General features: G+C 69.5%; 20 protein-coding genes, 1 pseudogene and 1 riboswitch. Of the genes and pseudogenes, 9 read left to right on the top strand and 12 right to left on the bottom strand.

All coding sequences use genetic code 11. The annotated features are described in order from the left end of the window. Positions 1 to 76 precede the first annotated feature (76 nt). A complete protein-coding gene (locus QQM39_RS24645) occupies positions 77 to 916 on the top strand; it encodes a helix-turn-helix transcriptional regulator (RefSeq protein ID WP_301999703.1) in 840 nt (279 codons plus the stop codon). After that, positions 900 to 1166 (top strand): DUF397 domain-containing protein, encoded by a 267-nt coding sequence (locus QQM39_RS24640; protein ID WP_301999702.1) that lies wholly within the window; start codon positions 900 to 902, stop codon positions 1164 to 1166. The genes QQM39_RS24645 and QQM39_RS24640 overlap by 17 nt, the downstream gene beginning before the upstream one ends. Here QQM39_RS24640 and QQM39_RS24635 read toward each other — a convergent pair. Continuing rightward, a complete protein-coding gene (locus tag QQM39_RS24635) occupies positions 1150 to 1872 on the bottom strand; it encodes a DUF6333 family protein (RefSeq protein WP_301999701.1) in 723 nt (240 codons plus the stop codon). The two genes, QQM39_RS24640 and QQM39_RS24635, sit on opposite strands and share 17 nt — an antisense overlap. A gap of 94 nt (positions 1873 to 1966) precedes the next feature. Here QQM39_RS24635 and QQM39_RS24630 point away from each other — a divergent pair, with 94 nt between their 5' ends. Together QQM39_RS24630 and QQM39_RS24625 are read left to right on the top strand one after the other, a co-directional pair. Continuing rightward, a complete protein-coding gene (locus QQM39_RS24630; RefSeq protein WP_301999700.1) occupies positions 1967 to 2512 on the top strand; it encodes a DinB family protein in 546 nt (181 codons plus the stop codon). A gap of 345 nt (positions 2513 to 2857) precedes the next feature. Then, the gene (locus QQM39_RS24625; RefSeq protein WP_301999699.1) at positions 2858 to 4189 is read left to right on the top strand and encodes a fibronectin type III domain-containing protein; all 1332 of its coding nucleotides are present in this window, start codon (positions 2858 to 2860) and stop codon (positions 4187 to 4189) included. 80 nt (positions 4190 to 4269) lie between these two features. On the opposite strand, the gene QQM39_RS24620 is transcribed toward QQM39_RS24625, so the two are convergent. After that, complete coding sequence (locus QQM39_RS24620; protein WP_301999698.1) at positions 4270 to 4683, bottom strand: hypothetical protein; 414 nt, start codon at positions 4681 to 4683, stop codon at positions 4270 to 4272. Positions 4684 to 5127: 444 nt separating this feature from the next. Here QQM39_RS24620 and QQM39_RS24615 point away from each other — a divergent pair. Then, positions 5128 to 5307 (top strand): annotated as a pseudogene (locus QQM39_RS24615) (hypothetical protein); the annotation flags it as partial. A gap of 217 nt (positions 5308 to 5524) precedes the next feature. Next, the gene (locus QQM39_RS24610) at positions 5525 to 6100 is read left to right on the top strand and encodes a hypothetical protein (RefSeq protein WP_301999697.1); all 576 of its coding nucleotides are present in this window, start codon (positions 5525 to 5527) and stop codon (positions 6098 to 6100) included. 14 nt (positions 6101 to 6114) lie between these two features. On the opposite strand, the gene QQM39_RS24605 is transcribed toward QQM39_RS24610, so the two are convergent. The 7 genes from QQM39_RS24605 to thrC form a co-directional block, all read right to left on the bottom strand. After that, positions 6115 to 7599, bottom strand: coding sequence for an MFS transporter (locus tag QQM39_RS24605; RefSeq protein ID WP_301999696.1), 1485 nt, complete (start codon positions 7597 to 7599; stop codon positions 6115 to 6117). Between the two features lie 133 nt (positions 7600 to 7732). Then, positions 7733 to 8599 carry a metallophosphoesterase gene (locus QQM39_RS24600; protein ID WP_301999695.1) on the bottom strand — a complete coding sequence of 289 codons (867 nt, stop codon included), beginning with the start codon at positions 8597 to 8599 and terminating at the stop codon, positions 7733 to 7735. Between the two features lie 28 nt (positions 8600 to 8627). Further along, a complete protein-coding gene (locus QQM39_RS24595) occupies positions 8628 to 9755 on the bottom strand; it encodes an NADH:flavin oxidoreductase (RefSeq protein ID WP_301999694.1) in 1128 nt (375 codons plus the stop codon). A gap of 252 nt (positions 9756 to 10007) precedes the next feature. Next, positions 10008 to 11630: a chaperonin GroEL gene (groL, locus tag QQM39_RS24590; RefSeq protein ID WP_301999693.1), complete on the bottom strand. Its 1623-nt coding sequence runs from the start codon at positions 11628 to 11630 to the stop codon at positions 10008 to 10010. A gap of 374 nt (positions 11631 to 12004) precedes the next feature. Next, the gene (locus tag QQM39_RS24585; RefSeq protein WP_030050353.1) at positions 12005 to 12211 is read right to left on the bottom strand and encodes a cold-shock protein; all 207 of its coding nucleotides are present in this window, start codon (positions 12209 to 12211) and stop codon (positions 12005 to 12007) included. A 442-nt stretch (positions 12212 to 12653) separates the two neighbouring features. Then, positions 12654 to 12929 carry a MoaD/ThiS family protein gene (locus QQM39_RS24580; protein WP_301999691.1) on the bottom strand — a complete coding sequence of 92 codons (276 nt, stop codon included), beginning with the start codon at positions 12927 to 12929 and terminating at the stop codon, positions 12654 to 12656. Positions 12930 to 13033: 104 nt separating this feature from the next. Then, entirely contained in the window at positions 13034 to 14320 is a 1287-nt protein-coding gene (gene thrC, locus QQM39_RS24575; protein WP_301999689.1) for a threonine synthase, read from the bottom strand. Between the two features lie 18 nt (positions 14321 to 14338). Further along, positions 14339 to 14508: riboswitch (SAM riboswitch) on the bottom strand. A 133-nt stretch (positions 14509 to 14641) separates the two neighbouring features. Here thrC and QQM39_RS24570 point away from each other — a divergent pair. Together QQM39_RS24570 and QQM39_RS24565 are read left to right on the top strand one after the other, a co-directional pair. After that, positions 14642 to 15613 carry a glucosyl-3-phosphoglycerate synthase gene (locus QQM39_RS24570; RefSeq protein WP_301999687.1) on the top strand — a complete coding sequence of 324 codons (972 nt, stop codon included), beginning with the start codon at positions 14642 to 14644 and terminating at the stop codon, positions 15611 to 15613. Positions 15614 to 15687: 74 nt separating this feature from the next. Beyond that, positions 15688 to 17094, top strand: coding sequence for a trehalose-6-phosphate synthase (locus QQM39_RS24565; RefSeq protein WP_301999686.1), 1407 nt, complete (start codon positions 15688 to 15690; stop codon positions 17092 to 17094). A 62-nt stretch (positions 17095 to 17156) separates the two neighbouring features. On the opposite strand, the gene otsB is transcribed toward QQM39_RS24565, so the two are convergent. The 3 genes from otsB to QQM39_RS24550 all read right to left on the bottom strand — a co-directional run bounded on the left by otsB (position 17157) and on the right by QQM39_RS24550 (position 19749). Further along, positions 17157 to 18005, bottom strand: a complete 849-nt coding sequence (gene otsB, locus QQM39_RS24560; RefSeq protein WP_301999685.1) for a trehalose-phosphatase — start codon at positions 18003 to 18005, stop codon at positions 17157 to 17159. Positions 18006 to 18175: 170 nt separating this feature from the next. Continuing rightward, positions 18176 to 18424 carry a DUF3263 domain-containing protein gene (locus QQM39_RS24555; RefSeq protein WP_301999683.1) on the bottom strand — a complete coding sequence of 83 codons (249 nt, stop codon included), beginning with the start codon at positions 18422 to 18424 and terminating at the stop codon, positions 18176 to 18178. An 89-nt stretch (positions 18425 to 18513) separates the two neighbouring features. Continuing rightward, complete coding sequence (locus QQM39_RS24550; protein WP_301999681.1) at positions 18514 to 19749, bottom strand: extracellular solute-binding protein; 1236 nt, start codon at positions 19747 to 19749, stop codon at positions 18514 to 18516. A 173-nt stretch (positions 19750 to 19922) separates the two neighbouring features. On the opposite strand from QQM39_RS24550, the gene QQM39_RS24545 reads away from it, so the two are divergent. After that, positions 19923 to 20900, top strand: coding sequence for an ROK family protein (locus QQM39_RS24545; protein ID WP_301999680.1), 978 nt, complete (start codon positions 19923 to 19925; stop codon positions 20898 to 20900). Positions 20901 to 20938: the final 38 nt, after the last annotated feature.

The following is a 20938-nucleotide window of genomic DNA, read 5'->3' as shown; positions in this document are numbered from 1 at the left end:
CAGCGTGGCGACTGTGTGCCTAATCTGGCCATACGTGGCACGCCAACAACGTCGCCTGGTGGACCGGGAGTTGCACATGCCAGGACCGAAGGACCTCGACCCGTCGTCATCGCCGCGCGCACTACTGGGCGCCGAGTTGCGGCACGCGCGTGAGAAGGCCGGGCTCAGTCAGGAGAAGCTGGGACTGCTGCTGTTCGCCAGCGGCTCGTTCGTCGGGCAGCTGGAGGCGGGTACGCGGCGGATACAGCCGGAACACGCCAAGGTGTTGGACGAGGAGCTGGGGACGGGGGATTTCTTCCAGCGGAACTGCAAGGCGTCGGCCAAGTCCCGCTATCACGAGCAGTTCGCCGAGGCGGCGGAGGCGGAGGCACTGGCCACGGCGATCCGCCACTACGCGCCGCTGCTGATCCCTGGGCTGCTCCAGACGCCCGCATACGCACGGGCTGTGAACCGCGCGTACGACCCGACCGCACCAGAGGAGACCATCGACGAGTGGGTGGCGGGCCGGATGGAGCGGACCCGCCTGCTCGACCATCCAACAAAGCCGTTGTTGTGGACGGTGCTTGACGAAGCGGCGTTGCGCCGGCAGACCGGCGGCCGGGCGGTCATGGCGGAGGCGCTGCGCCACATCGCGGGCCTGATCCGCCGGAACCGGGTCATCGTGCAGGTGCTGCCCTTCAGCGCGGGAGCGCACAAGGCAATGGACGGCTCGCTGAAGCTGATGGACTTCGAGGACGCCCCTCCACTGGTCTACTTCGAAGGACCCAACACCGGACGGCTGGAGGACGACCCGGCCACCGTCGCCCGCCTGAGGCTTACCTTCGAGTTCCTCACAGCCTCCGCGCTCTCGCCGGAGAAGTCCCTAGCCTTGATCGAGGCGTTGGCGCAGGATTACACCCATGAGGAACATCCCTGACTACGACCTGAGCACGGCCACCTGGTACAAGTCGAGCTACAGCGGTGGCGGCGGCGACAACTGCCTGGAAGTCGCCCGCTGGCGCAAGTCGACGTACAGCGGCGGTGGCGGCAACGACTGCCTCGAAGTAGCCGACGGCCACCCCGCCCTCGTCCCCGTCCGCGACTCCAAGAACCCCCACGGCCCGAAGCTCGTGTTCCAAGCCCCGGCGTGGTCGGCCTTCGTCGAAGACCTCAAGCGGGGCCGGTGAAGTACAGCTCTTCCATCCTGGACGTGGCGAACTCGCTGTGCCGCGCGCGGAAGGCCGTGGTCTGAATCCGCCCCCACCCCCATGGGTCGGCCTCGCCCAGGGCCAGCGCGGCGAAGTCGGCCCATGCGACATCGGCCGGGTCCTCCTCGTGCACGCCGAGCTCTTCCAACGCCTCGGCGCTGACACCGAGGGCGGCGGCGATGGCGCCCGGGTCGCCGGTCACCTCGAAGGGCTCGTCCCCGCACCAGCCGGTGGCGTGGAACAGGGCGCCGTCGGGCAGCCAGACGAGGTCCTCGGTGTGGGTCATCCCGGTGGAGAAGTCGACGCGGCCGACGATGCGGGCGTCCGGGTAGCGCTCGCGCAGCGTACGGGCCTCCGTGAGGAGAGGCGTGTCGTTGCCGTCGTCGGCCAACGCCGGGTCGCTGAAGCCGAGGACATGCCCCCATGCCGCGGCCTGGACGACGTCCAGGCCGGCCCGCGTGTCCGGGTAGGGCACTTCGAGGACGGACCTGGGCCCGATCTCCTCCAGGACCTCGTCGACGGTTCCGAACGACGCGGCGAACTCCGCGGCCCGGGAAGGGTCGTTGGCGGGAAGTGCGCGGGCGTCCACGTCGAACGGCGGGAGGAGGACGGTGATGTTGCAGTGGCCCATGGAGCCGCGCACCATGCGGTCGGGTGGGAGCGTCCAGTAGCTGAGGTCGGTCACACGGGCCACCGTAGTCACACCTTCCCGCCGAAGAAGACCTTGCACGTGTCAATGAGGACAGGATCTGACCTCATTGGCTCCTAGCGTGACCCTCATGACTGAGACCAAGCACAACACCGTCACCGACACCGTCACCGACGAGCGCGCCGACCTCCTCGAAGCACTGGCCAAGCACCGCCACTTCCTCCGCTTTACCACCCGCGACCTCACCGACGAGCAGGCCGGTCAGCGCACGACCGTCAGCGAACTGTGTCTGGGCGGCCTGATCAAACACGTCACCTCGGTGGAGCGGCACTGGGCGGACTTCATCCTGGACGGCCCGTCGGCGATGCCCGACTTCACCGCCATGACCGAGGCCGACTTCGCGAAGCGCGCCGACGAGTTCCGGATGCTGCCCGGCGAGACACTGGCCGGCGTGCTGGCCGAGTACGAGGAAGTGGCCCGCCGGACGGACGAGTTGGTCGCGTCCCTCCCCGACCTGAACGCCGCACACCCGCTGCCCAAGGCCCCGTGGTTCGAGCCCGAGGCTCGATGGTCGGCCCGCAGGGTGCTGCTGCACATCGCCACCGAGACCGCCCAGCACGCGGGCCACGCCGACATCATCCGCGAGTCCCTGGACGGCGCGAAGAGCATGGGCTGACGCACCGATTCGACGGCCCCGAAGCTCAAGCGTCCAGCCCCGAGCCCTCTTTGCAAGGAATGACTGGAGGGCCCCAACCCGCCCTCCCACCCCGCGAGTTGACTTGGAGCGTTCGGCTTGCCACGCACAGTGATGGTCGTCTAGCGTGCCCGAATATACGAGGTCCGCGCCTACGACAAGGCGGGCAACGAGTCCGCGGGTACGGCGGACAAGGCCGTCACCACCGTCGACAAGAGCGCTCCCGCGGCGCCGACGGGGCTCGACGGCGCCTGGAAGCCCGACTACTCCGAGAAGGTCGGCCTCTCCTGGTACGCGAACACCGAGGCGGACCTCGCAGGGTACAACGTGTACCGCTCCACCGCCGGCAGGCCGGTCGCGCTCACCGCGGTGAACCGGCAGAACGGCGACACGCCGCTCAGCGGCACCTGGTTCGAGCAGCCGCTGCCGCAGACCGGGGACACGTACTACTACGTCGTCACGGCGGTCGACACGCACGGCAACGAGTCGGCTGCCTCCGGCACGGCGGAGTTCTACACGCGCGACAAGACGGGCCCCGTGGACACCGCGCACAACGCGACGGCGGTCGAGGACGAGCGCGGGGTCACGCTGACCTGGGGCAAGTCGGAGGCCACCAGCGAGGACTTCGTCGGGTACACGGTCCTGCGCTGCAACAAGCCGCGCACGGAGAGCGGACGCACGGTCGTGGAGGTCGCCAAGGGCATCCAGGGCACGTCCTTCACGGAGGCGGCCCCGCCGCCGGGCGCCACGTACTACTACACGGTCATAGCTGTGGACGACGCGGGCAACGGGGGCACCCCCTCTGTCGAGATGCCGGTCGCCGTCGCGGGGAACAGCACCCCGCCGCCCCCGGTGACGGGCCTGACCGCCACCGCCCGGGAGAACGGCGTCTCGCTGAGCTGGGACGCCAGTGACGACCCCGGTCTCGACCACTACCGCATCATCCGGGGCACCCTCGTCGACGGCGAGTGGGTCTACAAGCCGATCATCGACGGCTGGACCCTCGGGCCCCGGGAGTTGGCGGAGACCCACTACCTCGACCTTGCGGTCGCCGATGGCGAGCAGGTCCGCTACAGCGTCGTCGCCGTCGACCAGTACGGCAACCAGCTCACCCCCGAGACCGGCGCCTCCCTCCAGGACGTCACCGAGCTCGACCTGCGCCCCGCCGTCGACGCCGACCCGGCCGTGGGCGACAACCCGCTCGGCCACCTCAACGGCGACGGGTACGGCTCGGTCCGCTGGTGGCTGGGCAGCGATACGGGCGCCAACGGCAGCAAGGTGACCGGCTTCACCGTCTACCGCTGGAACCGGTCGACCCACGTCTTCGACAAAGTTGACGTCCAGACGCGCGGTGACAGCACCGGTTGGTCGTACGTGGACACCACCGTGCCCAAGGGCACGACCACGTACTACCGCGTGACCGCCACACTCGCCGACGGCACGGAGACGGCCGCCCGCGAGACGGCGATCGCCTCGGTGGACCAGCTCCCGCCAGGGGAAGCAGTGGAGGCGCCCGGCCGGAGTTCCCAGCCGGGCGCCTCGCTGTTTTGTGCCGCTGTATGCGTCAGAGCGAGCCGCGGGCCGCTGCCTCGACGAAGTCCGAGAACGCCTGCGGCACACCTTGAAGGCGGCCGCGCCACCACCCGCAGGCTGAAGTAACGCCTACTGCCGAACGAAGAATTACCGTGCCCTCAGGCTGCGCTTTCGGGCACGGCCGGTCCCTGCTCAGGCGGCCCTGGTCAGATCGCCAGGTAGAGCAGGTATGCGTACTTCCCGCCGGCCCCGGCGTTGAGGTCCTTGTCGAACCGGTGCCACGGCTTGGGCGGCTCGTCACTCGGGTCCGTGGTCAGGAGCACGTCGAGCGCGTGGATCGGCGCCCCTTCCTCGGGGTCGTACGTGTAGGCCGCGTAGATGTACTCGCCGCCGGCCCCCTTGTTGAGGTCCACGGGAATCGCGTCGTAGTTTCCGGGAACGTCAGAGAGGTTACTGACGAACATGACGTTCGTGATGGGCGAGTGGACGGTGTCGGTCTCGTAGGCGAAGTACAGGAAGTCGCCTCCGGCGCCGGCGTTCAAGTCCTTGTTGATCTTGGTCCAGCCGCGTGGGGCGAAGGCGTCCCTGCCGTCGAGGACCATGAGCCCAGTGATGGCCATGAAGACCACAACCCTTCCGGTTGGTCGAGTAATGGAAGCGCCCTGACGCTAGATCTGCGGCATCCCGGGGGTACACCCCACCATCCGGCCAGCGGAAGGCAATGCGTCATCCTGAAAATGCCGCTGGTGACCTGCGCTTTCCTGTCCAGGCGACAGACGGTGAGCGAATGGCAGTGCAAGCGCTTGCCGTGGATCTCGGCCGGATGACCACCACCTGCAATCGCGTGGGACGTGAGAGGTCACCGAATGGCCTGAACATCCCTAATAACCAGCTCTGAAAAGTTTCGACCGAATTCTGTGCTGGCGTAGAGCCTTTGCGGGTGAGTAGTTGGATGGATCCGGTCATGGTTGAGGGGGCGACCTCGTCGACTACCGCTTGGCCGTCAACATCGCGAGGTTCGCTTTAGTGCTGCCTTCCTGTCCGCGCACGCGTCCCCGCACCCGATGGCCGATCCGGGTTACGGGAAACGGTCGGCACCCGACCAACACCCCCGCACAAACCACGACTTCGCCGCCCTCCCACCCCGCGAAGCCGCCATCGCCGCCTACATCGACCGCCTCCCCGACGGCGCCGACATCTCCGTAAAAACGCTGGCCAAGCAGCTCCCGTACGGACAGTGCGCCCGATTGTCTCCCACCCCTGGGGAACCCCGGTGAAACTCCCCGAGCCTCTCGGCTTCACCTTGGATACCGAGGAACTCAAGGACTACGCAGACTGACACCCACCCGGACCGGGGCGAGCAGCCACATGGCCCAGTTGGAGGCAGCCAACCCTCCATGTGCATGCTGAAGGTCTACCGCACCACCTGACCAGGCCCCCGAAAATCCCCGGAGCCAACCCATGAACCACGCCCAGCTGACCGCCCTCGGCCGAGCCCTCCGCCTCCTCGGCGAACACGGCGAGTCCCTCACCGCCACCACCCCGGACGGCAAACTCCACGAGGTCAAGGCCGACCTCCGCCGCGCCCTCGACCTCCTCGACGAGAGCGTCACCGGCGCCGCCCCCACCACCCGCTGCCCGGAGCACCCCAACGGCCCGGTCGACACCGCCGCCCCCGACCTCTGCCTGCTCTGCGAGACCCGCCGCCGAGCAGCCCGCCGCTCCGAGTTCAACGGCCCGGCCCCCGACGTCCCCCGCGCCCCCGAGCACACCGCTCCCTCCCGCTACGGCGTCCGCGGCGACCGCCCCCAGCCCCAGCAGCGCTGGCTGCCGGAGCTGTGGAACGGCCAGGAGTGGCAGCTGTGCGGCACCCCGCGCCGCGACCGCCGCGAGGCCGAGCTGTATCTCGCCGCCCAGCGCCGCGGCCCACGCCCCGCCATGGCCTACCGCCTCGTGCACGAGTTCACCGACTACGAGGTCCTGCGCGTGTGGGGCACACCGGTGAAGGTCGACATCGAGCCGCTGGGCAACCTGTAGGAGCCAGTCCGCCCTTACGACTTCGCCGTCGCCCCCACCTGTTCCACCGCCCCCTCCGTCACCGGCTCCCCAGCGGCGGCAGCCCCCTGCTGCCTCGGGATGAACGACGCCACCACGAACGCCAGCAGCGCCGCCCCGGCGCCCACGGCCAGAACCACCCTGAAGGCGTTCTCGGACGGGAGGGCGTAACCACCGAGGTTCGTCGTCATCTGGGCAAGGATCACGCCCGCGACGGCACTCGCGGTGGACGTGCCGAGCGAGCGCATCAGCGTGTTGAGGCTGTTCGCCGCGGCCGTCTCCGAAGCAGGCACGGCGCTCATGATCAGCGCGGGCATCGAGCCGTAGCCGAAGCCGACACCGGCGCCGATGACGCAGGCCACGAGGATGAAGTGCCAGACCTCGGACATCAGGACGATGTTGAGGCCGTATCCGGCAGCGACGATCAGCACACCCACCATCAACGTGACCTTGGGCCCCTTGGCCCGCGAGACGGCGGCCGACACCGGCGCCGTAGCCATCATCACCAGGCCGGACGGCGCCATGCACAGGCCCGCGACCAGCATCGACTTGCCGAGGCCGTAGCCCGTCTGCGCGGGGAGCTGGAGGATCTGCGGGATGACCAGGCTCATCGCGAACATGGCGAAGCCGACCGCGATCGAGGCCAGGTTGGTGACCAGCACCTGACGGCGGGCCGTGGTCCGCAGGTCGACCAGCGGCTGCTCCACCCGCAGCTCCCACCAGCCCCACGCCGACAGGATGACTGCGGCCGCGGCGAACAGCCCCAGCGTCGTACCACTGCCCCAGCCCCAGTCGGCACCCTTGGAGACGGCCAGGAGCAGGCAGACCAGGCCGGCCGCCATGCCTGTGCCGCCGACCAGGTCGAACCGTCCGCCCGTGCGCACCTTCGACTCGGGCACGACCAGCAGCACGCACACCAGCGCCACGACACCCATACCGGCCGACGTCCAGAACAGGACGTGCCAGTCGAAGTTGTCCGCGATGAGCGCGGCGGCGGGCAGGCCGAGCGCGCCGCCGATGCCGAGGGAGGCGCTCATCAGGGCGGTGGCGGAGCCGAGGCGCTCGGCGGGGAGCTCGTCCCGCATGATGCTGATGCCGAGAGGGATCACGCCGGAGGCCAGCCCCTGGAGCACCCGCCCGGCGATCATCAGGACCAGCGACTCGCTCAGGGCACAGACCACGGAGCCGCTGACCAGCAGCACGACGCTGACCAGCAGCATCCGCCGCTTGCCGTACATGTCCCCGAGCCGCCCCATCACCGGCGTGGCCACGGCGGCGGCGAGCAGGGTCGCCGTGACGGCCCAGGCGGTGTCCGACGCCGGGGCGTCGAGCAGCCGGGGCAGCTCCGGGACGATCGGGATGACCAGGGTCTGCATCAGCGAGACGACGATCCCGGCGAAGGCCAGCACCGCCACCACCGCGTTCGACCTCGGCGGGGCGCCGCCCCCGGCCTCGGCGGGAGGGGCAGGGGTGTGGGGCATGGCAGGGCCTCCGTCGGCGGACGAGCACACAGGGATATGTAATTGACCAAGGCAACCTTAAGTCAGTTGATTGACTTACTCAAGCGACCCTGGTCACGCGCCGCCGCCCCGGAAGGCGCCTACGAAGGGCTCGTCACGCCTCCCGCTCCACGAACGCCCGCACCTGCTCCTCGTCCATCTCGTGCACCGTCTCGTGCGCCCGGGGGTCCCGCGCATGGAAGGTGTGGAACATCGGCCCCGTCGCCCCGCCCAGCTCCACGAGCGACGCCGAGGCGCCGCGCACCGCGCGCTCCGTCCCGGGTGCGGCCGTGAGGTCGACGCGGCTGACCACACCCGGCGTGACCCACACCGGCACCGACTCCAGCAGCCCGAAGAGCTGGAGGTGGTAGTGGCCGGTCAGCACGACCCGTACGTCACTCCCCCGGATCGCCTCCGCCAGCTCCTCCGGGTTCCGCAGCCCGAAGTGCGGCTGGGTCGCCGAGACGGCGAGGCTGATCGGCGGGTGGTGGAAGGCGAGGACGGTCCCCCGCTCGGACGACTGGCTCTGACCCAGCACCCCGCGCAGCCAGTCCAGTTGACGCCTGCTCAGCTCGCCGTAGACCTTCCCCGGCACCAGCGAGTCCAGCGTCACGAGGCGCCATCCGCCGACCGTGCTCACCGCGGCCCGCTCCGACGCCTCGGAGTCCAGGACCAGCTCCGGTTCCGGGTGCCCGCTCCCCAGCACCTTCCCGAAGGCGTCCCGCTCGTCGTGGTTGCCGGTCGTGTAGAACACCGGCGCCCCCAGCCGCCGCGCGAAGTCGCCCACCAGCTCGCGTACGGCCGTATACGCCTCCACGGCCCCGTCGTCGGCGATGTCGCCGGTGACGACCACCGCGTCGACATCCCGTTGATGCCGCAGCTCGGTGAGCATCAGGCGCAGGGAATCGGTGGCGTTGACGCCGTTCTTGTCGGGTGCGTCGGTGCGCTCGATGTGCGTGTCCGAGAGATGAAGAATCCTCATCTCTCGGACACTAGCCCGGAGTTGCCGCTCAGCTCAGGGTCTTCAGCGACTCCGCGTCGTACGCCGCCAGCTCCCCGAACCGTCCGTCCAGCACCTTCGCCGCCCACTCCGGGTCCTGAAGCAGGGCGCGACCGACGGCCACCATGTCGAACTCGTCGCGCTCCAGGCGGTCCAGGAGGTCGTCGATGCCCTTGACCGTGGAACCCTCCCCCGTGAAGGCGCCGATGAAGTCGCCGTCGAGGCCGACCGAGCCGACGGTGATGGCCGGCTTGCCGGTGAGCTTCTTGGTCCAGCCGGCCAGGTTGAGGTCGGAGCCGTCGAACTCCGGGATCCAGTAGCGGCGGGTGGAGGCGTGGAAGGCGTCGACGCCGGCCGCGGCGAGCGGGGCGAGGATGGCCTCCAGCTCCTCCGGGGTCTCGGCCAGCCGGGCGTCGTAGGCCTCCTGCTTCCACTGGGAGTAGCGGAAGATGACGGGGAAGGTCGCGGAGACCTTCTCACGTACGGCGGCGACGATCTCCGCGGCGAACTTCGTACGGGCCACCGGGTCACCGCCGTACGCGTCCGTGCGGCGGTTGGTGCCCGCCCAGAGGAACTGGTCGACGAGGTAGCCGTGGGCGCCGTGGATCTCCACGCCGTCGAATCCGATGCGCTCGGCGTCCGCGGCGGCCTGGGCGAACGCGCCGATGACGTCGTCCAGGTCGCTCTGGGTCATCGCCTTGCCGGTGACCTCGGTGTCGCCGATGCGGAGGCCGGAGGGGCCGACGGCGGGGGCGTCCGCGTAGGGCGGCTGGCCCTGCTTGCGGACCATGCCGATGTGCCACAGCTGCGGCACGATCGTGCCGCCCGCCGCGTGCACGGCCTCGGCGGCCTTCGCCCAGCCCGCGAGCTGCTCCTCGCCGTGGAACCGCGGGATCCGGCTGCTCTGCCCCGCGGACTCGTGGCCGACGTACGTACCCTCGGTGACGATCAGCCCGACACCGGCGGCGGCGCGGCGGGCGTAGTACGACACGACATCTTCACCGGGGACGCCGCCCGGCGAGAACATGCGCGTCATCGGTGCCATCGCGATGCGGTTGGGGACGGTCAGGCCGTTGATCGCGGTCGGCCGGGACAGGATCTGGGCCGCACGGGAGGCGGAGGTCGTGGTGACGGTCACGCGGGGGCTCCTGGGGTGAGGTTCGGTTGACCGGGTGGTATGTGCGTGTGCATTGTTGCACCCACTTAAGCAACCGATTATGCGGGCCCGCGCATTCCGTGGCTGCCGGATCCGTCCGTGATCCTGGCCACCCACCCCGCCCCGCGCCCCCCGACGGATAGTGAAAACGCCCGAGGGCGGCACCCCCTGTCGGAACAGGGAGTGCCGCCCTCGGTACTGACGGACCGGGTCCGAGCCTTCCTACGAGGAGGCTCAGAAGTCCATGTCACCGCCCGGCATGCCGCCGCCGGCGGGCGCGGCGGACTTCTCCGGCTTGTCGGCGATGACGGCCTCGGTGGTGAGGAACAGCGCGGCGATCGACGCGGCGTTCTGCAGCGCGGAACGCGTCACCTTCGCCGGGTCGATGATGCCCTCGGCGACCAGGTCGACGTACTCGCCGGTCGCGGCGTTCAGGCCGTGACCCGGGGTGAGGTTGCGGACCTTCTCCACCACGACGCCACCCTCGAGGCCGGCGTTGACGGCGATCTGCTTCAGCGGGGCCTCGAGCGCGAGCTTCACGGCGTTGGCGCCGGTCGCCTCGTCACCCTCGAGCTCCAGCTTCTCGAAGACGGCGGTGGCCTGGATGAGGGCCACGCCACCACCGGCGACGATGCCCTCCTCGACGGCCGCCTTGGCGTTGCGCACGGCGTCCTCGATGCGGTGCTTGCGCTCCTTGAGCTCCACCTCGGTGGCGGCACCGGCCTTGATCACGGCCACGCCACCCGCGAGCTTCGCCAGGCGCTCCTGGAGCTTCTCGCGGTCGTAGTCCGAGTCGCTGTTCTCGATCTCGGCGCGGATCTGGTTCACGCGGCCCGCGACCTGCTCCGAGGAGCCGGCACCGTCGACGATGGTGGTCTCGTCCTTGGTGATGACGACCTTGCGGGCCTTGCCCAGGAGGTCGAGGCTCGTGTTCTCGAGCTTGAGGCCGACCTCCTCGGAGATGACCTCGCCGCCCGTGAGGATGGCGATGTCGTTCAGCATCGCCTTGCGGCGGTCACCGAAGCCCGGGGCCTTGACCGCGACGGACTTGAAGGTGCCGCGGATCTTGTTGACGACCAGGGTCGACAGGGCCTCGCCCTCGACGTCCTCGGCGATGATCAGCAGCGGCTTGCCCGACTGCATGACCTTCTCCAGGAGCGGGAGCAGGTCCTTGACCGAGGAGATCTTGGAGTTGGCGATCAGGATGTACGGGTCGTCGAGGACGGCCTCCATACGCTCCATGTCGGTGGCGAAGTACGCCGAGATGTAGCCCTTGTCGAAGCGCATACCCTCGGTGAGCTCCAGCTCCAGACCGAAGGTCTGGGACTCCTCGACGGTGATGACGCCTTCCTTGCCGACCTTGTCCATCGCCTCGGCGATGAGCTCGCCGATCTGGGTGTCGGCGGCGGAGATGGAGGCCGTGGAGGCGATCTGCTCCTTGGTCTCGACATCCTTGGCCTGCTCAAGGAGAGCGGCGGAGACGGCCTCGACGGCCTTCTCGATACCGCGCTTGAGGGCCATCGGGTTGGCGCCGGCGGCTACGTTGCGCAGGCCCTCCTTGACCAGGGCCTGGGCGAGAACGGTCGCGGTGGTCGTACCGTCACCGGCGACGTCGTCCGTCTTCTTGGCGACTTCCTTGACCAGCTCGGCGCCGATCTTCTCGTACGGGTCCTCGAGCTCGATCTCCTTGGCGATGGAGACACCATCGTTGGTGATCGTGGGGGCGCCCCACTTCTTCTCGAGGACGACGTTGCGGCCCTTGGGGCCGAGCGTCACCTTCACGGCGTCCGCGAGCTGGTTCATGCCGCGCTCGAGGCCGCGCCGCGCCTCCTCGTCGAACGCGATGATCTTGGCCATGTGAAGTGGTCCCTCCAGGACTGGGGGTGATTCCTTCGGACCGCGCCCGCGCCCGCGACGGACGGCTCGCCTGCCTCGTGGTTCCTTGCCCCACCTGGCCTGCGGGCCTCACCGACCCGGTCCTTCGTTGTCACTCTCACCTTCAGAGTGCTAACGCCAATGATTAGCACTCGACCCATGCGAGTGCAAGCGGCTCTCGGGGATCGGGCGGGGCGCTCAGCCGGGCGCGAACAGGGCCCTGGCAGGGTCCGGGCAGGGTCCGGGCAGGTCCACGCAGGACGGAGGGCACACCCGACGGCACGGCGAAGGGCCCGCACCCCGGGAGGTGCGGGCCCTTCGAAGAAGAACGTCGCTGCTTTAAGTCGACGCGTGCTTCAGCTGGCCGCCAGCCGGACCATGTCCGCCTGCGGCCCCTTCTGACCCTGCGAGATCTCGAAATCGACTCGCTGGCCCTCTTCCAGGGTGCGGTACCCGTCCATCTGGATCGCGCTGTAGTGGACGAAAACATCCGCACCACCGTCGACCGCGATGAAGCCGTACCCCTTCTCCGCGTTGAACCACTTGACGGTGCCCTGAGCCATGCCTAACTCCCCTATTACTGGCCCTTGCACAGATCCACACTTCGCGGATCCGGGTCAGACCTCACCCCCCATTGGTCGGGGGCGTGCGCCGGAACGCGTCGACCGCGGCTGAATGTATCTGCCCAACTGCCGTCTGCAACAGGTCAATCGGACGAGAAATCCGGGCACGACCGGTCGGGAATGTGGGGACAATTCCGCTGACTTCAGGTCAAGTCGGACCCGGCAAAGGGAACAAAAGCCGCAAAAAACCCGCACACTTTGGCTACTTCTTGTCGGGGGTGCGGCAGAAATCAAGGGCCACCGACCCGTGAATCGGCGGCGCTTTCCCCAACTGTACCTCGCTCAACCACACAGAATTGCCCCCTCCGCTTCTCTCACGGAGGGGGCAATCCGATGAACTCTCGGTAATTGGCATTACCGAGGGTAATGATCGGTCATTCGGTCAGCCGCCGGCGACAGCCGGGATGATGGAAACGCCCGCACCGTCCGGCGTCGCCGTCTCCAGCCCCTGCTCGAAACGGACGTCGTCGTCATTGACGTACACATTGACGAACCGACGCAGCTTGCCCTGGTCGTCGAGCACCCGGGCGGCGATCCCGGTGTGGTTCTTCTCCAGGTCGGCGATGACCTCGCCGAGGGTGCCGCCTTCAGCGGCGACCTCAGCCTGCCCGCCGGTGTAGGTGCGCAGGATGGTCGGGATGCGGACGGTGACGCTCATACGGTGTGACCTCCGGTCGGGTATGCAGGTTCGGTGGGGCAGCGTCCCTAGGGGCGCGGGGAACTGCGCGACCAGCCCCCACCGGCCCGCAGCGAACAACGGTCTTAGACGAGCCCAGCCTCACGGAACGAGTCGAGGTTGGGACGAATGGTCGCAGTAAGCCCCGTACCGGCCACCGCATCCAGCGTCTTCAGACCATCACCGGTGTTCAGGACAACCGTCGTCTTCGTCGGGTCGAGGACACCGTTCTCGATCAGCTTGCGCGTCACACCCACGGTCACCCCACCGGCGGTCTCCGCGAAGATGCCCTCGGTCCGAGCGAGCACCTTGATCGCGTCCACGACCTGCTCGTCCGTCACGTCCTCCACCGCACCGCCGGTACGGCGAGCGATGTCCAGGACATACGGCCCGTCCGCCGGGTTGCCGATCGCCAGCGACTTGGCGATGGTGTTCGGCTTCTGCGGGCGGACGACATCGTGGCCGGCCTTGAAGGCGACGGACACCGGCGAGCAGCCCTCGGCCTGCGCTCCGAAGATCTTGTACGGCTTGTCCTCGACGAGGCCGAGCTTGATCAGCTCCTGCAGCCCCTTGTCGATCTTCGTGAGCTGCGAGCCGGAGGCGATCGGCACGACCAGCTGGTCCGGGATCTGCCAGCCGAGCTGCTCGCAGATCTCGTACGCCAGGGTCTTGGAGCCCTCCGCGTAGTACGGCCGCAGGTTGACGTTGACGAAGCCCCAGCCCTCGCCGGCCGGGTCGCCGATCAGCTCGGAGCAGAAACGGTTCACGTCGTCGTAGTTGCCCTCGATGCCGACGAGCTCACCGCCGTAGACCGCGGCCATGACGACCTTGCCCTGCTCCAGGTCGTGCGGGATGAACACGCAGGACCGGAAGCCGGCGCGGGCGGCGGCGGCGCCCACCGCACCGGCGAGGTTGCCGGTGGACGAGCAGGAGAGGGTCGTGAAGCCGAAGGCCCGCGCGGCCTCCAGGGCCTGGGCGACGACGCGGTCCTTGAAGGAGTGCGTCGGGTTGCCGGAGTCGTCCTTGATGAACAGCTTGCCGGCGTCGACCCCCAGCTCGCGCGCGAGGTTGTCGGCCTTGACGAGCTGGGTCCAGCCGGGGTTGATGTTCGGCTTGGTGGCCACGTCGGCGGGGACGGGCAGGAGGGGCGCGTAACGCCAGATGTTCGCGGGTCCCGCCTCGATCCGCTTGCGGAGCTCCTCGGCGTCGTAGGCCGAGAAGTCGTAGGCGATCTCCAGCGGGCCGAAACACTCCTCGCACGCGAAGACCGGTCCGAGGGGTACCCGGTGGCCACACTCGCGGCAGGACAGCGCCGCGGCGGGACCGAGGTCTACGGTGGATTCGGTGGTGCTTGCAACAGTCTGCGCAGCCATGTGAGGCGAGGCCCTTTCTCCTCATCTTCCTCACGACGCATCTCGCCGTGAGACGGATTTGGCACCTTCCCTAGCCGGGAGCCTCGCGGAGACGATCAGCGGTGATACGGCAGTGATCGCTACGAGAACCGACTGGAGGGTTGCCGGGGCTTCATCGGGCCGTTTCCCTCTGCCCCTCTGGATGAGCTGTATTCGGTTGTTAACGGCGGTTGACCCCGGACATGCGATGGTCATCCGCGTTGTTCAAGACTGTAACCGACGGCCAGGACAGTTGAGAGAGTCCGTCCGAACCGCGAGACAAACCGTGAGGAGCCGCCAACCGTGCTGGAAGAAGTCGAGCGCTGGCTGAGCACCCGCTCCTGGTCCGTGACCGATCGCCCGCTCCACCGGATCCTGGCCGCCAAGCAGCGTACGGGCCAGTCGGTCTCCGTCGTGCTGCCTGCGCTCAACGAGGAGGAGACGGTCGGCGACATCGTCGCGATCATCCGTCACGACCTCATGCAGCAGGTTCCGCTGGTCGACGAGATCGTCGTCGTCGACTCGGGATCCACCGACCGTACCTCCGAGGTGGCCGCCGCCGCGGGCGCCCGGGTCGTCCACCGCGACGACATCCTGCCCCGCATCCCGACCGTGCCCGGCAAGGGCGAGGTGCTGTGGCGCTCGCTGCTCGTCACGAGCGGCGACATCGTCTGCTTCATCGACGCGGACCTGAAGGAGTTCTCCTCCGACTTCGTCTCCGGCATCGTGGGCCCGCTGCTCACCGATCCCGAGGTCGACCTCGTCAAGGCCATGTACGACCGCCCCCTCGGCACTGAGTTGAATTCGCTCGCCTCCGGCAAGACGGCCGGGCAGGGCGGCCGGGTGACCGAGCTGATGGCGCGCCCGCTGCTGAACATGCACTGGCCGCAGCTGGCCGGTTTCGTGCAGCCGCTCGGCGGCGAGTACGCGGCCCGCCGCTCGCTGCTGGAACAGCTCCCCTTCCCCGTGGGCTACGGCGTCGAGCTCGGCATGCTGGTCGACGCCCTGCACCTGGTGGGCCTCGACGCCCTGGCCCAGGTGGACGTGGGCGTCCGCAAACACCGCCACCAGGACGGGCAGGCCCTCGGCCGGATGTCCGCCGCGATCTACCGCACGGCCCAGCTGCGGCTGGCCCGCGGCCATCTCATCCGCCCCGCCCTCACCCAGTTCGAGCGGGGCGAGGACGGTTTCGAGCCACGCACGTTCTCCGTGGACACGGAGGAGCGGCCGCCGATGGCGGAGATCGCGGAGTACGCCTCCCGCAAGGTGGCTTGAACGTCGTATACGGCCCCTGCCAGTGAGGTGAACCGCACGTTTGAGCGGTTCCGGGCCGGGCTAGGTTGAGGCGTATGGCTGCTACGTACGGTGCTGCGCGGGTGCTGGTCGCCTCCAACCGGGGCCCTGTCTCCTACACGGTGCGCGAGGACGGTTCACTGCACGCCAAACGCGGCGGCGGCGGGCTGGTCTCCGGCCTGTCGGCGATCGGCTCGCAGGCGGGCGCGCTGTGGGTGTGCTCGGCGTTGTCCGACGGCGACCGGGAGGCCGTACGGCGCGGGGTCGGCGAGGACGGCGTGCGGATGCTGGACATCCCGGCCGACGTGCATGCCGACGCGTACAACGGCATCGCCAACTCGGTGCTGTGGTTCGTGCACCACATGCTGTACCAGACGCCGCTTGAGCCGGTGTTCGATGCGGAGTTCCGGCGGCAGTGGGCGTCGTACGAGGCGTACAACCGGGCCTTCGCCGAGGCGCTGGCCGCGGAGGCGGCGCGGGGTGCTTCGGTGGTCGTGCAGGACTACCACCTGACCCTCGTTCCCGGGATGCTGCGCGAGCTGCGCCCGGACCTGCGGATCGGGCACTTTTCGCACACCCCGTGGGCGCCGCCGGAGTACTTCCGGATGCTGCCGGACGACATCGCCGGGCAGGTGCTGCGCGGGATGCTGGGTGCCGACCGGCTCGGTTTCCTCACCCGCCGCTGGGCGGACGCGTTCACCGCGTGCTGTGAGCAGTTCACGGGCGGGCTCGGGTCCACGCGGATCGGCGTGCACGGGCTGGGGGCGGACGCGGACTTCCTGCGGCGGCGGGCCCACGAGGCGGACGTCGAGGAGCGGATCCTGGCGCTGCGGGACGAGATCGGCGAGGGCCGCAAGACGATCGTGCGGGTCGACCGGACCGAGCTGTCCAAGAACATCGTGCGCGGCCTGCTGGCCTATCGGCAGCTGCTCGACGACCACCCCGAGTGGCGGGAGCGGGTGGTGCACGTGGCGTTCGCGTACCCCTCGCGCCAGGACCTCGCGGTGTACCGCGACTACACGGCCGAGGTCCAGAGAGTGGCGGATGAGATCAACTCCCGGTACGGGACGCCGGGTTGGACGCCGGTCGTGCTCCACGTCAAGGACGACTTCGCGCGGTCGCTGGCCGCGTACCGGCTGGCCGACGTGGCCCTCGTGAACCCCATCCGGGACGGCATGAACCTCGTCGCGAAGGAGGTGCCGGTCCTCTCCGACGAGGGATGCGTGCTGGTGCTGTCGCGGGAGGCCGGGGCGTTCGAGGAGCTGGGCGAGGACGCGATCGCCGTGAACCCGTACGACGTGATCGGCACGGCGCGGGCGCTGCACGAGGCGTTGTCCGTGGGGCCGGAGGAGCGGGCGGAACGGTCGAAGCGGCTGGCTGCGGCCGCGACCGCGCTCCCGCCGGCCCAGTGGTTCCTGGACCAGCTGCACGCGCTGGAGGAGGGGGCCGGCCGGCCCGCTTGAGCGCGGCCGGCTCGCCCGGTCGGACCGCCCGGTAGGCGCGCGCCTGGGCGGCGATCGCCGGATCAGTCTGCTCGACCAGCGATCGCCCGCAACAGTCGTACGACCCCCTGCGGACCGTCGACCACGAGGTCCGCCTTCTCCGACAGCTCGGTGACCTCCTCGCTGCCGCTGCACACCAGGAGGCCGGGGGTGCCGTCGGAGCGGAGTTCGCCGACGGCGGCGTACGCGGGGAGGTCGCCCAGGTCGTCGCCGGCGTAGAGGACGGACTCGGCGCCGAGTTCGCGGACGTACTCGCTCAGCGCCACGCCCTTGTCCATGCCGGGTGGGCGGAGTTCGAGGACCATGCGGCCCGGTTCGACGATGAGGCCGTTGCGGGTGGCGAGGTCGGTGAGGGGCTCGCGGAGGGCGTCGAAGGTGCCCTGGGGGTCGGCCGCGCGGCGCGTGTGCACGGCGATGGCATGGCCCTTGTCCTCGACCCAGGTGCCCTGTGTGCTGTCGAGGAGGTCCGGCAGTTCGACGCGTACGGCTGCGATGCCGGGGTGGGGGTCGGGGGCGGTGACCTCACCGCTGACGGCGTCCCAGCGCTCGGCGCCGTAGTGGCCGAGCACGACGAGGTGCTCCAGGCCTGGGGCTCCGGTGAAACCGCCGTACCGTACGGCGACGTCGGCCGGGCGGCCGGTGATCACCGCCACGGCGGCGACCTTCGGGGCGAGCGCGGTGAGGGCCGGCAGGGCGTCGGGGTGGGGGCGGGCCTGCTCGGGGTCCGGGACGATCGGTGCGAGTGTTCCGTCGAAGTCGAGGGCGATCAGTGCGCGTTCCGGGCGGGCGAGGATGGCGGCGAGGCCGGCGCGGCCGGGTTGGGTGGTGGGGGTCGGCAGGGGGTCCGTGGAGTTGGTCGAGTGACTGCCCATGGGGCGACCCTACCCAGCAGGGGTGCACGCCGGGGTGGCTGACGTACTCAGCCCGTCCGGCGTTTGAGGACGAGGCCCGTTCAGGGCCGAAGCGGGGGTCTGGGGGCGGCAGCCCCCAGGGATGGGACGGGTAGGGGCGGCGGGGGCGAAAACCTCCCGGCGCGCACCCGTCACCGTTCCGCCCGCCGCCCCTCCCGCACCCGCCGCAACCGGTTCACCGTCACCGGATCGTGCGCCAAGGCCCGGGCGTCATCCAGCAGGGCGTTCAACAGCTGGTAGTAGCGCACGGGCGCCAGGCCAAGCTCCTCGCGTATCGCCCGTTCCTTCGCACCGGGCCCCGGAAAACCCCGGCGTTCCAGGGCGAGGATGGCCTGCTCACGCTCCGCGAGGGCGGCGGGCTCGGACTGTTCCTGGCTCATGTCCCGCACACTAGCCCCCGCCACCGACACCACCGTTGCCCTGCCACCGCCATCACTCTCGCCCCGCCACCGACCAACCACCGGCGGAGCTACTCGGCACTCTCCGCCCGCGCAGCCGTCGACTGCAGCTGCCCCAGAATCGCCGAAGGGCTCCCCCCGGCCGAGACCGTCTTGCCGATCCGCTTCTTGATGTCCGCGCTGACCGCGGCCCACGAGGTCCGCCCCACCGGGTACAGCTCGGAGAGCGAGAGCTGCTCCAGGAAGGGCTGGAGGTCGGCGTCCTGCGGGGCCGCCGTCATCACGGTGGACGCGGAGTTCGTGACGGGCAGCAGGTCGTACTCACGGGAGAAGTCCAGGACGTTCTGCTGGTCGTAGACGAAGTCGAGGAACTCGCCCACCTGCTCGGCATGGCCGTTCTGCTTGAAGGCCATCATCCAGTCGGCCACGCCCATGGACATCTCGGTGGGACCGTCCAGCCCGGGCATGGGCACCATGCCGAACTTCACGCCCTTCTTCGCGGCCATCTGCATCAGCGAGGGGTGGCCGTTGAGCATGCCGACGTCCCCGGCCGCGAAGGCCGAGAACGCGTCGGCCCGGTTGAGCTCGCCGGGCTCGACCGGCCCCGTGAGCCCCTTGCCGACCAGGTTGTTCTTGAGCCAGTCGAAGGTGGCGACGTTCTCCGCGGAGTCGATGCTGTACGTGCCGTAGTCGGCGTCGGTGTAACCGCCCCCGCCACTGAGCAGCCACTGCATCGTCTCGGCCTGCGCCTCCTCGGGCCCGAGCGGCAGCGCGTACGGGTACTTCACGCCGTCCGCCTTGAGCACCGCGGCGTCGGCGGCCAGCTCCTTCCAGGTCGTCGGCGCGGTGAGGCCGGCCTTCTGGAAGAGGGTCTTGTTGTAGAAGAGCAGGCGCGTGGAGGAGGCGAACGGTATGCCGTACTGCACCCCGTCGACCTGCCCGGCGTCCGCGAGCTGCGCGACGAGGTCGGCCTGGACGGAGATGGAGAGCAGGTCGTCGGCCGAGTAGAGGAGGTCCTTCGCGGCGTAGTCCGCGTACGCGCCGATCTGCGCCATGTCCGGCGCCTTGCCGGCGTCGACCATCTGCTTGACCTTGGCGTCGACGTCGTTCCAGGAGTACACGCTGACATCGATCCGTACGCCGGGGTGCTCGGCCTCGTACGCCTTCACGAGCTTGTCCCAGTACTTCTCGGAGCTGTTCGCGGCGCTGTCCCCGTAGTCCGCGGCGACCAGCTTCAGCGTCACCTCGTCCGAACCACCGGTCAGCCCACAGCCGCCCAGAACCGCCGTCAGGCCCAGCGCGGACACCGCCGCGATCGTCCCCGTACGCCAGGTACGCCTCGTACGCCTACGCCGCTGCACGCAAAACCGCCCCACACCCATGTTCGAAACTTTCGAAACGTCATACATATTACCCCCATAAGGTCTACACCACGTAAGTGGACTAGACCTCTCGCGGGTGCGCAAGACACACTGTCCCCGTGAGACATGTCATCGCCCTCGATGTGGGCGGCACCGGGATGAAGGCCGCTCTGGCAGGGGCGAGCAGTGTGCCTTCCCGGGGGGCGCCCCCCAGAACCCCCGTGCTCCTCCATCAGGCCCGCCGCCCGACCGGGCGCGAGCGCGGGCCGGACGCGGTCGTCGAGGGCATCCTCGACTTCGCCGCCGAGCTGCGCGCGTACGGCGAACAGCACTTCGGCGAGCCCGCGGCCGCCGTCGGCGTCGCCGTCCCCGGGATCGTCGACGAGGAACGGGGCATCGCCACCTACGCGGCCAACCTGGCCTGGCGGGACGTACCCCTGCGGCAGCTGCTCACCGAACGGCTCGGCGGCATCCCCGTCGCCCTCGGCCACGACGTGCGCACCGGCGGTCTCGCGGAGGGCCGGATCGGCGCGGGCAGGGGCACCGACCGTTTCCTCTTCGTGCCGCTCGGCACCGGGATCGCCGGCGCCATCGGCATCGACGGCCGGGTGGAGGCGGGTGCGCACGGCTTCGCGGGCGAGATCGGCCACATCGTCGTACGGCCCGGCGGGCCCGCCTGTCCGTGCGGGCAGCACGGCTGTCTGGAGCGGTTCGCCTCCGCGGCGGCGGTGAGCAAGGCATGGGCCGCTGCCTGCGGGGACCCGGAGGCGGACGCGGCGGACTGCGCGAAGGCCGTCGCGTCCGGTGACCCGAACGCCGTACGGGTGTGGCAGGAGGCCGTGGACGCACTCGCCGACGGTCTGGTCACCGCCCTCACCCTGCTGGACCCCCGGATGTTGATCATCGGCGGCGGCCTCGCTGAGGCGGGGGAAACGTTGTTCACACCACTGCGGGACGCCGTCCGGCGGCGGGTGACTTTCCAGAAGCTGCCGGAGATCGTCCCCGCGGCCCTGGGCGATACGGCGGGATGCCTGGGCGCCGGGCTCCTGGCCTGGGATCTCCTCGACAAAACCGACCGTACGGAGGTATCTCCCTGATGGCAGCCCACCCAGGGGCGCGGGGAACTGCGCGACCA

Source organism: Streptomyces sp. DT2A-34 (assembly GCF_030499515.1).
Lineage (GTDB): Bacteria > Actinomycetota > Actinomycetes > Streptomycetales > Streptomycetaceae > Streptomyces.
The sequence above is the reverse complement of the archived record's forward strand: the minus strand, read 5'-3'. Positions and strand labels throughout refer to the sequence as shown.

What these genes read in the sequence shown, in the direction of transcription:
- QQM39_RS24645 (WP_301999703.1), top strand. Translation starts at nt 77, where the DNA reads ATGCCAGGACCGAAGGACCTCGACCCGTCGTCATCGCCGCGCGCACTA.
- QQM39_RS24640 (WP_301999702.1), top strand. Translation starts at nt 900, where the DNA reads ATGAGGAACATCCCTGACTACGACCTGAGCACGGCCACCTGGTACAAG.
- QQM39_RS24630 (WP_301999700.1), top strand. Translation starts at nt 1,967, where the DNA reads ATGACTGAGACCAAGCACAACACCGTCACCGACACCGTCACCGACGAG.
- QQM39_RS24620 (WP_301999698.1), bottom strand. Translation starts at nt 4,683, where the DNA reads ATGGCCATCACTGGGCTCATGGTCCTCGACGGCAGGGACGCCTTCGCC.
- QQM39_RS24610 (WP_301999697.1), top strand. Translation starts at nt 5,525, where the DNA reads ATGAACCACGCCCAGCTGACCGCCCTCGGCCGAGCCCTCCGCCTCCTC.
- QQM39_RS24605 (WP_301999696.1), bottom strand. Translation starts at nt 7,599, where the DNA reads ATGCCCCACACCCCTGCCCCTCCCGCCGAGGCCGGGGGCGGCGCCCCG.
- QQM39_RS24600 (WP_301999695.1), bottom strand. Translation starts at nt 8,599, where the DNA reads ATGAGGATTCTTCATCTCTCGGACACGCACATCGAGCGCACCGACGCA.
- groL (WP_301999693.1), bottom strand. Translation starts at nt 11,630, where the DNA reads ATGGCCAAGATCATCGCGTTCGACGAGGAGGCGCGGCGCGGCCTCGAG.
- QQM39_RS24585 (WP_030050353.1), bottom strand. Translation starts at nt 12,211, where the DNA reads ATGGCTCAGGGCACCGTCAAGTGGTTCAACGCGGAGAAGGGGTACGGC.
- QQM39_RS24580 (WP_301999691.1), bottom strand. Translation starts at nt 12,929, where the DNA reads ATGAGCGTCACCGTCCGCATCCCGACCATCCTGCGCACCTACACCGGC.
- thrC (WP_301999689.1), bottom strand. Translation starts at nt 14,320, where the DNA reads ATGGCTGCGCAGACTGTTGCAAGCACCACCGAATCCACCGTAGACCTC.
- QQM39_RS24565 (WP_301999686.1), top strand. Translation starts at nt 15,688, where the DNA reads ATGGCTGCTACGTACGGTGCTGCGCGGGTGCTGGTCGCCTCCAACCGG.
- otsB (WP_301999685.1), bottom strand. Translation starts at nt 18,005, where the DNA reads ATGGGCAGTCACTCGACCAACTCCACGGACCCCCTGCCGACCCCCACC.
- QQM39_RS24555 (WP_301999683.1), bottom strand. Translation starts at nt 18,424, where the DNA reads ATGAGCCAGGAACAGTCCGAGCCCGCCGCCCTCGCGGAGCGTGAGCAG.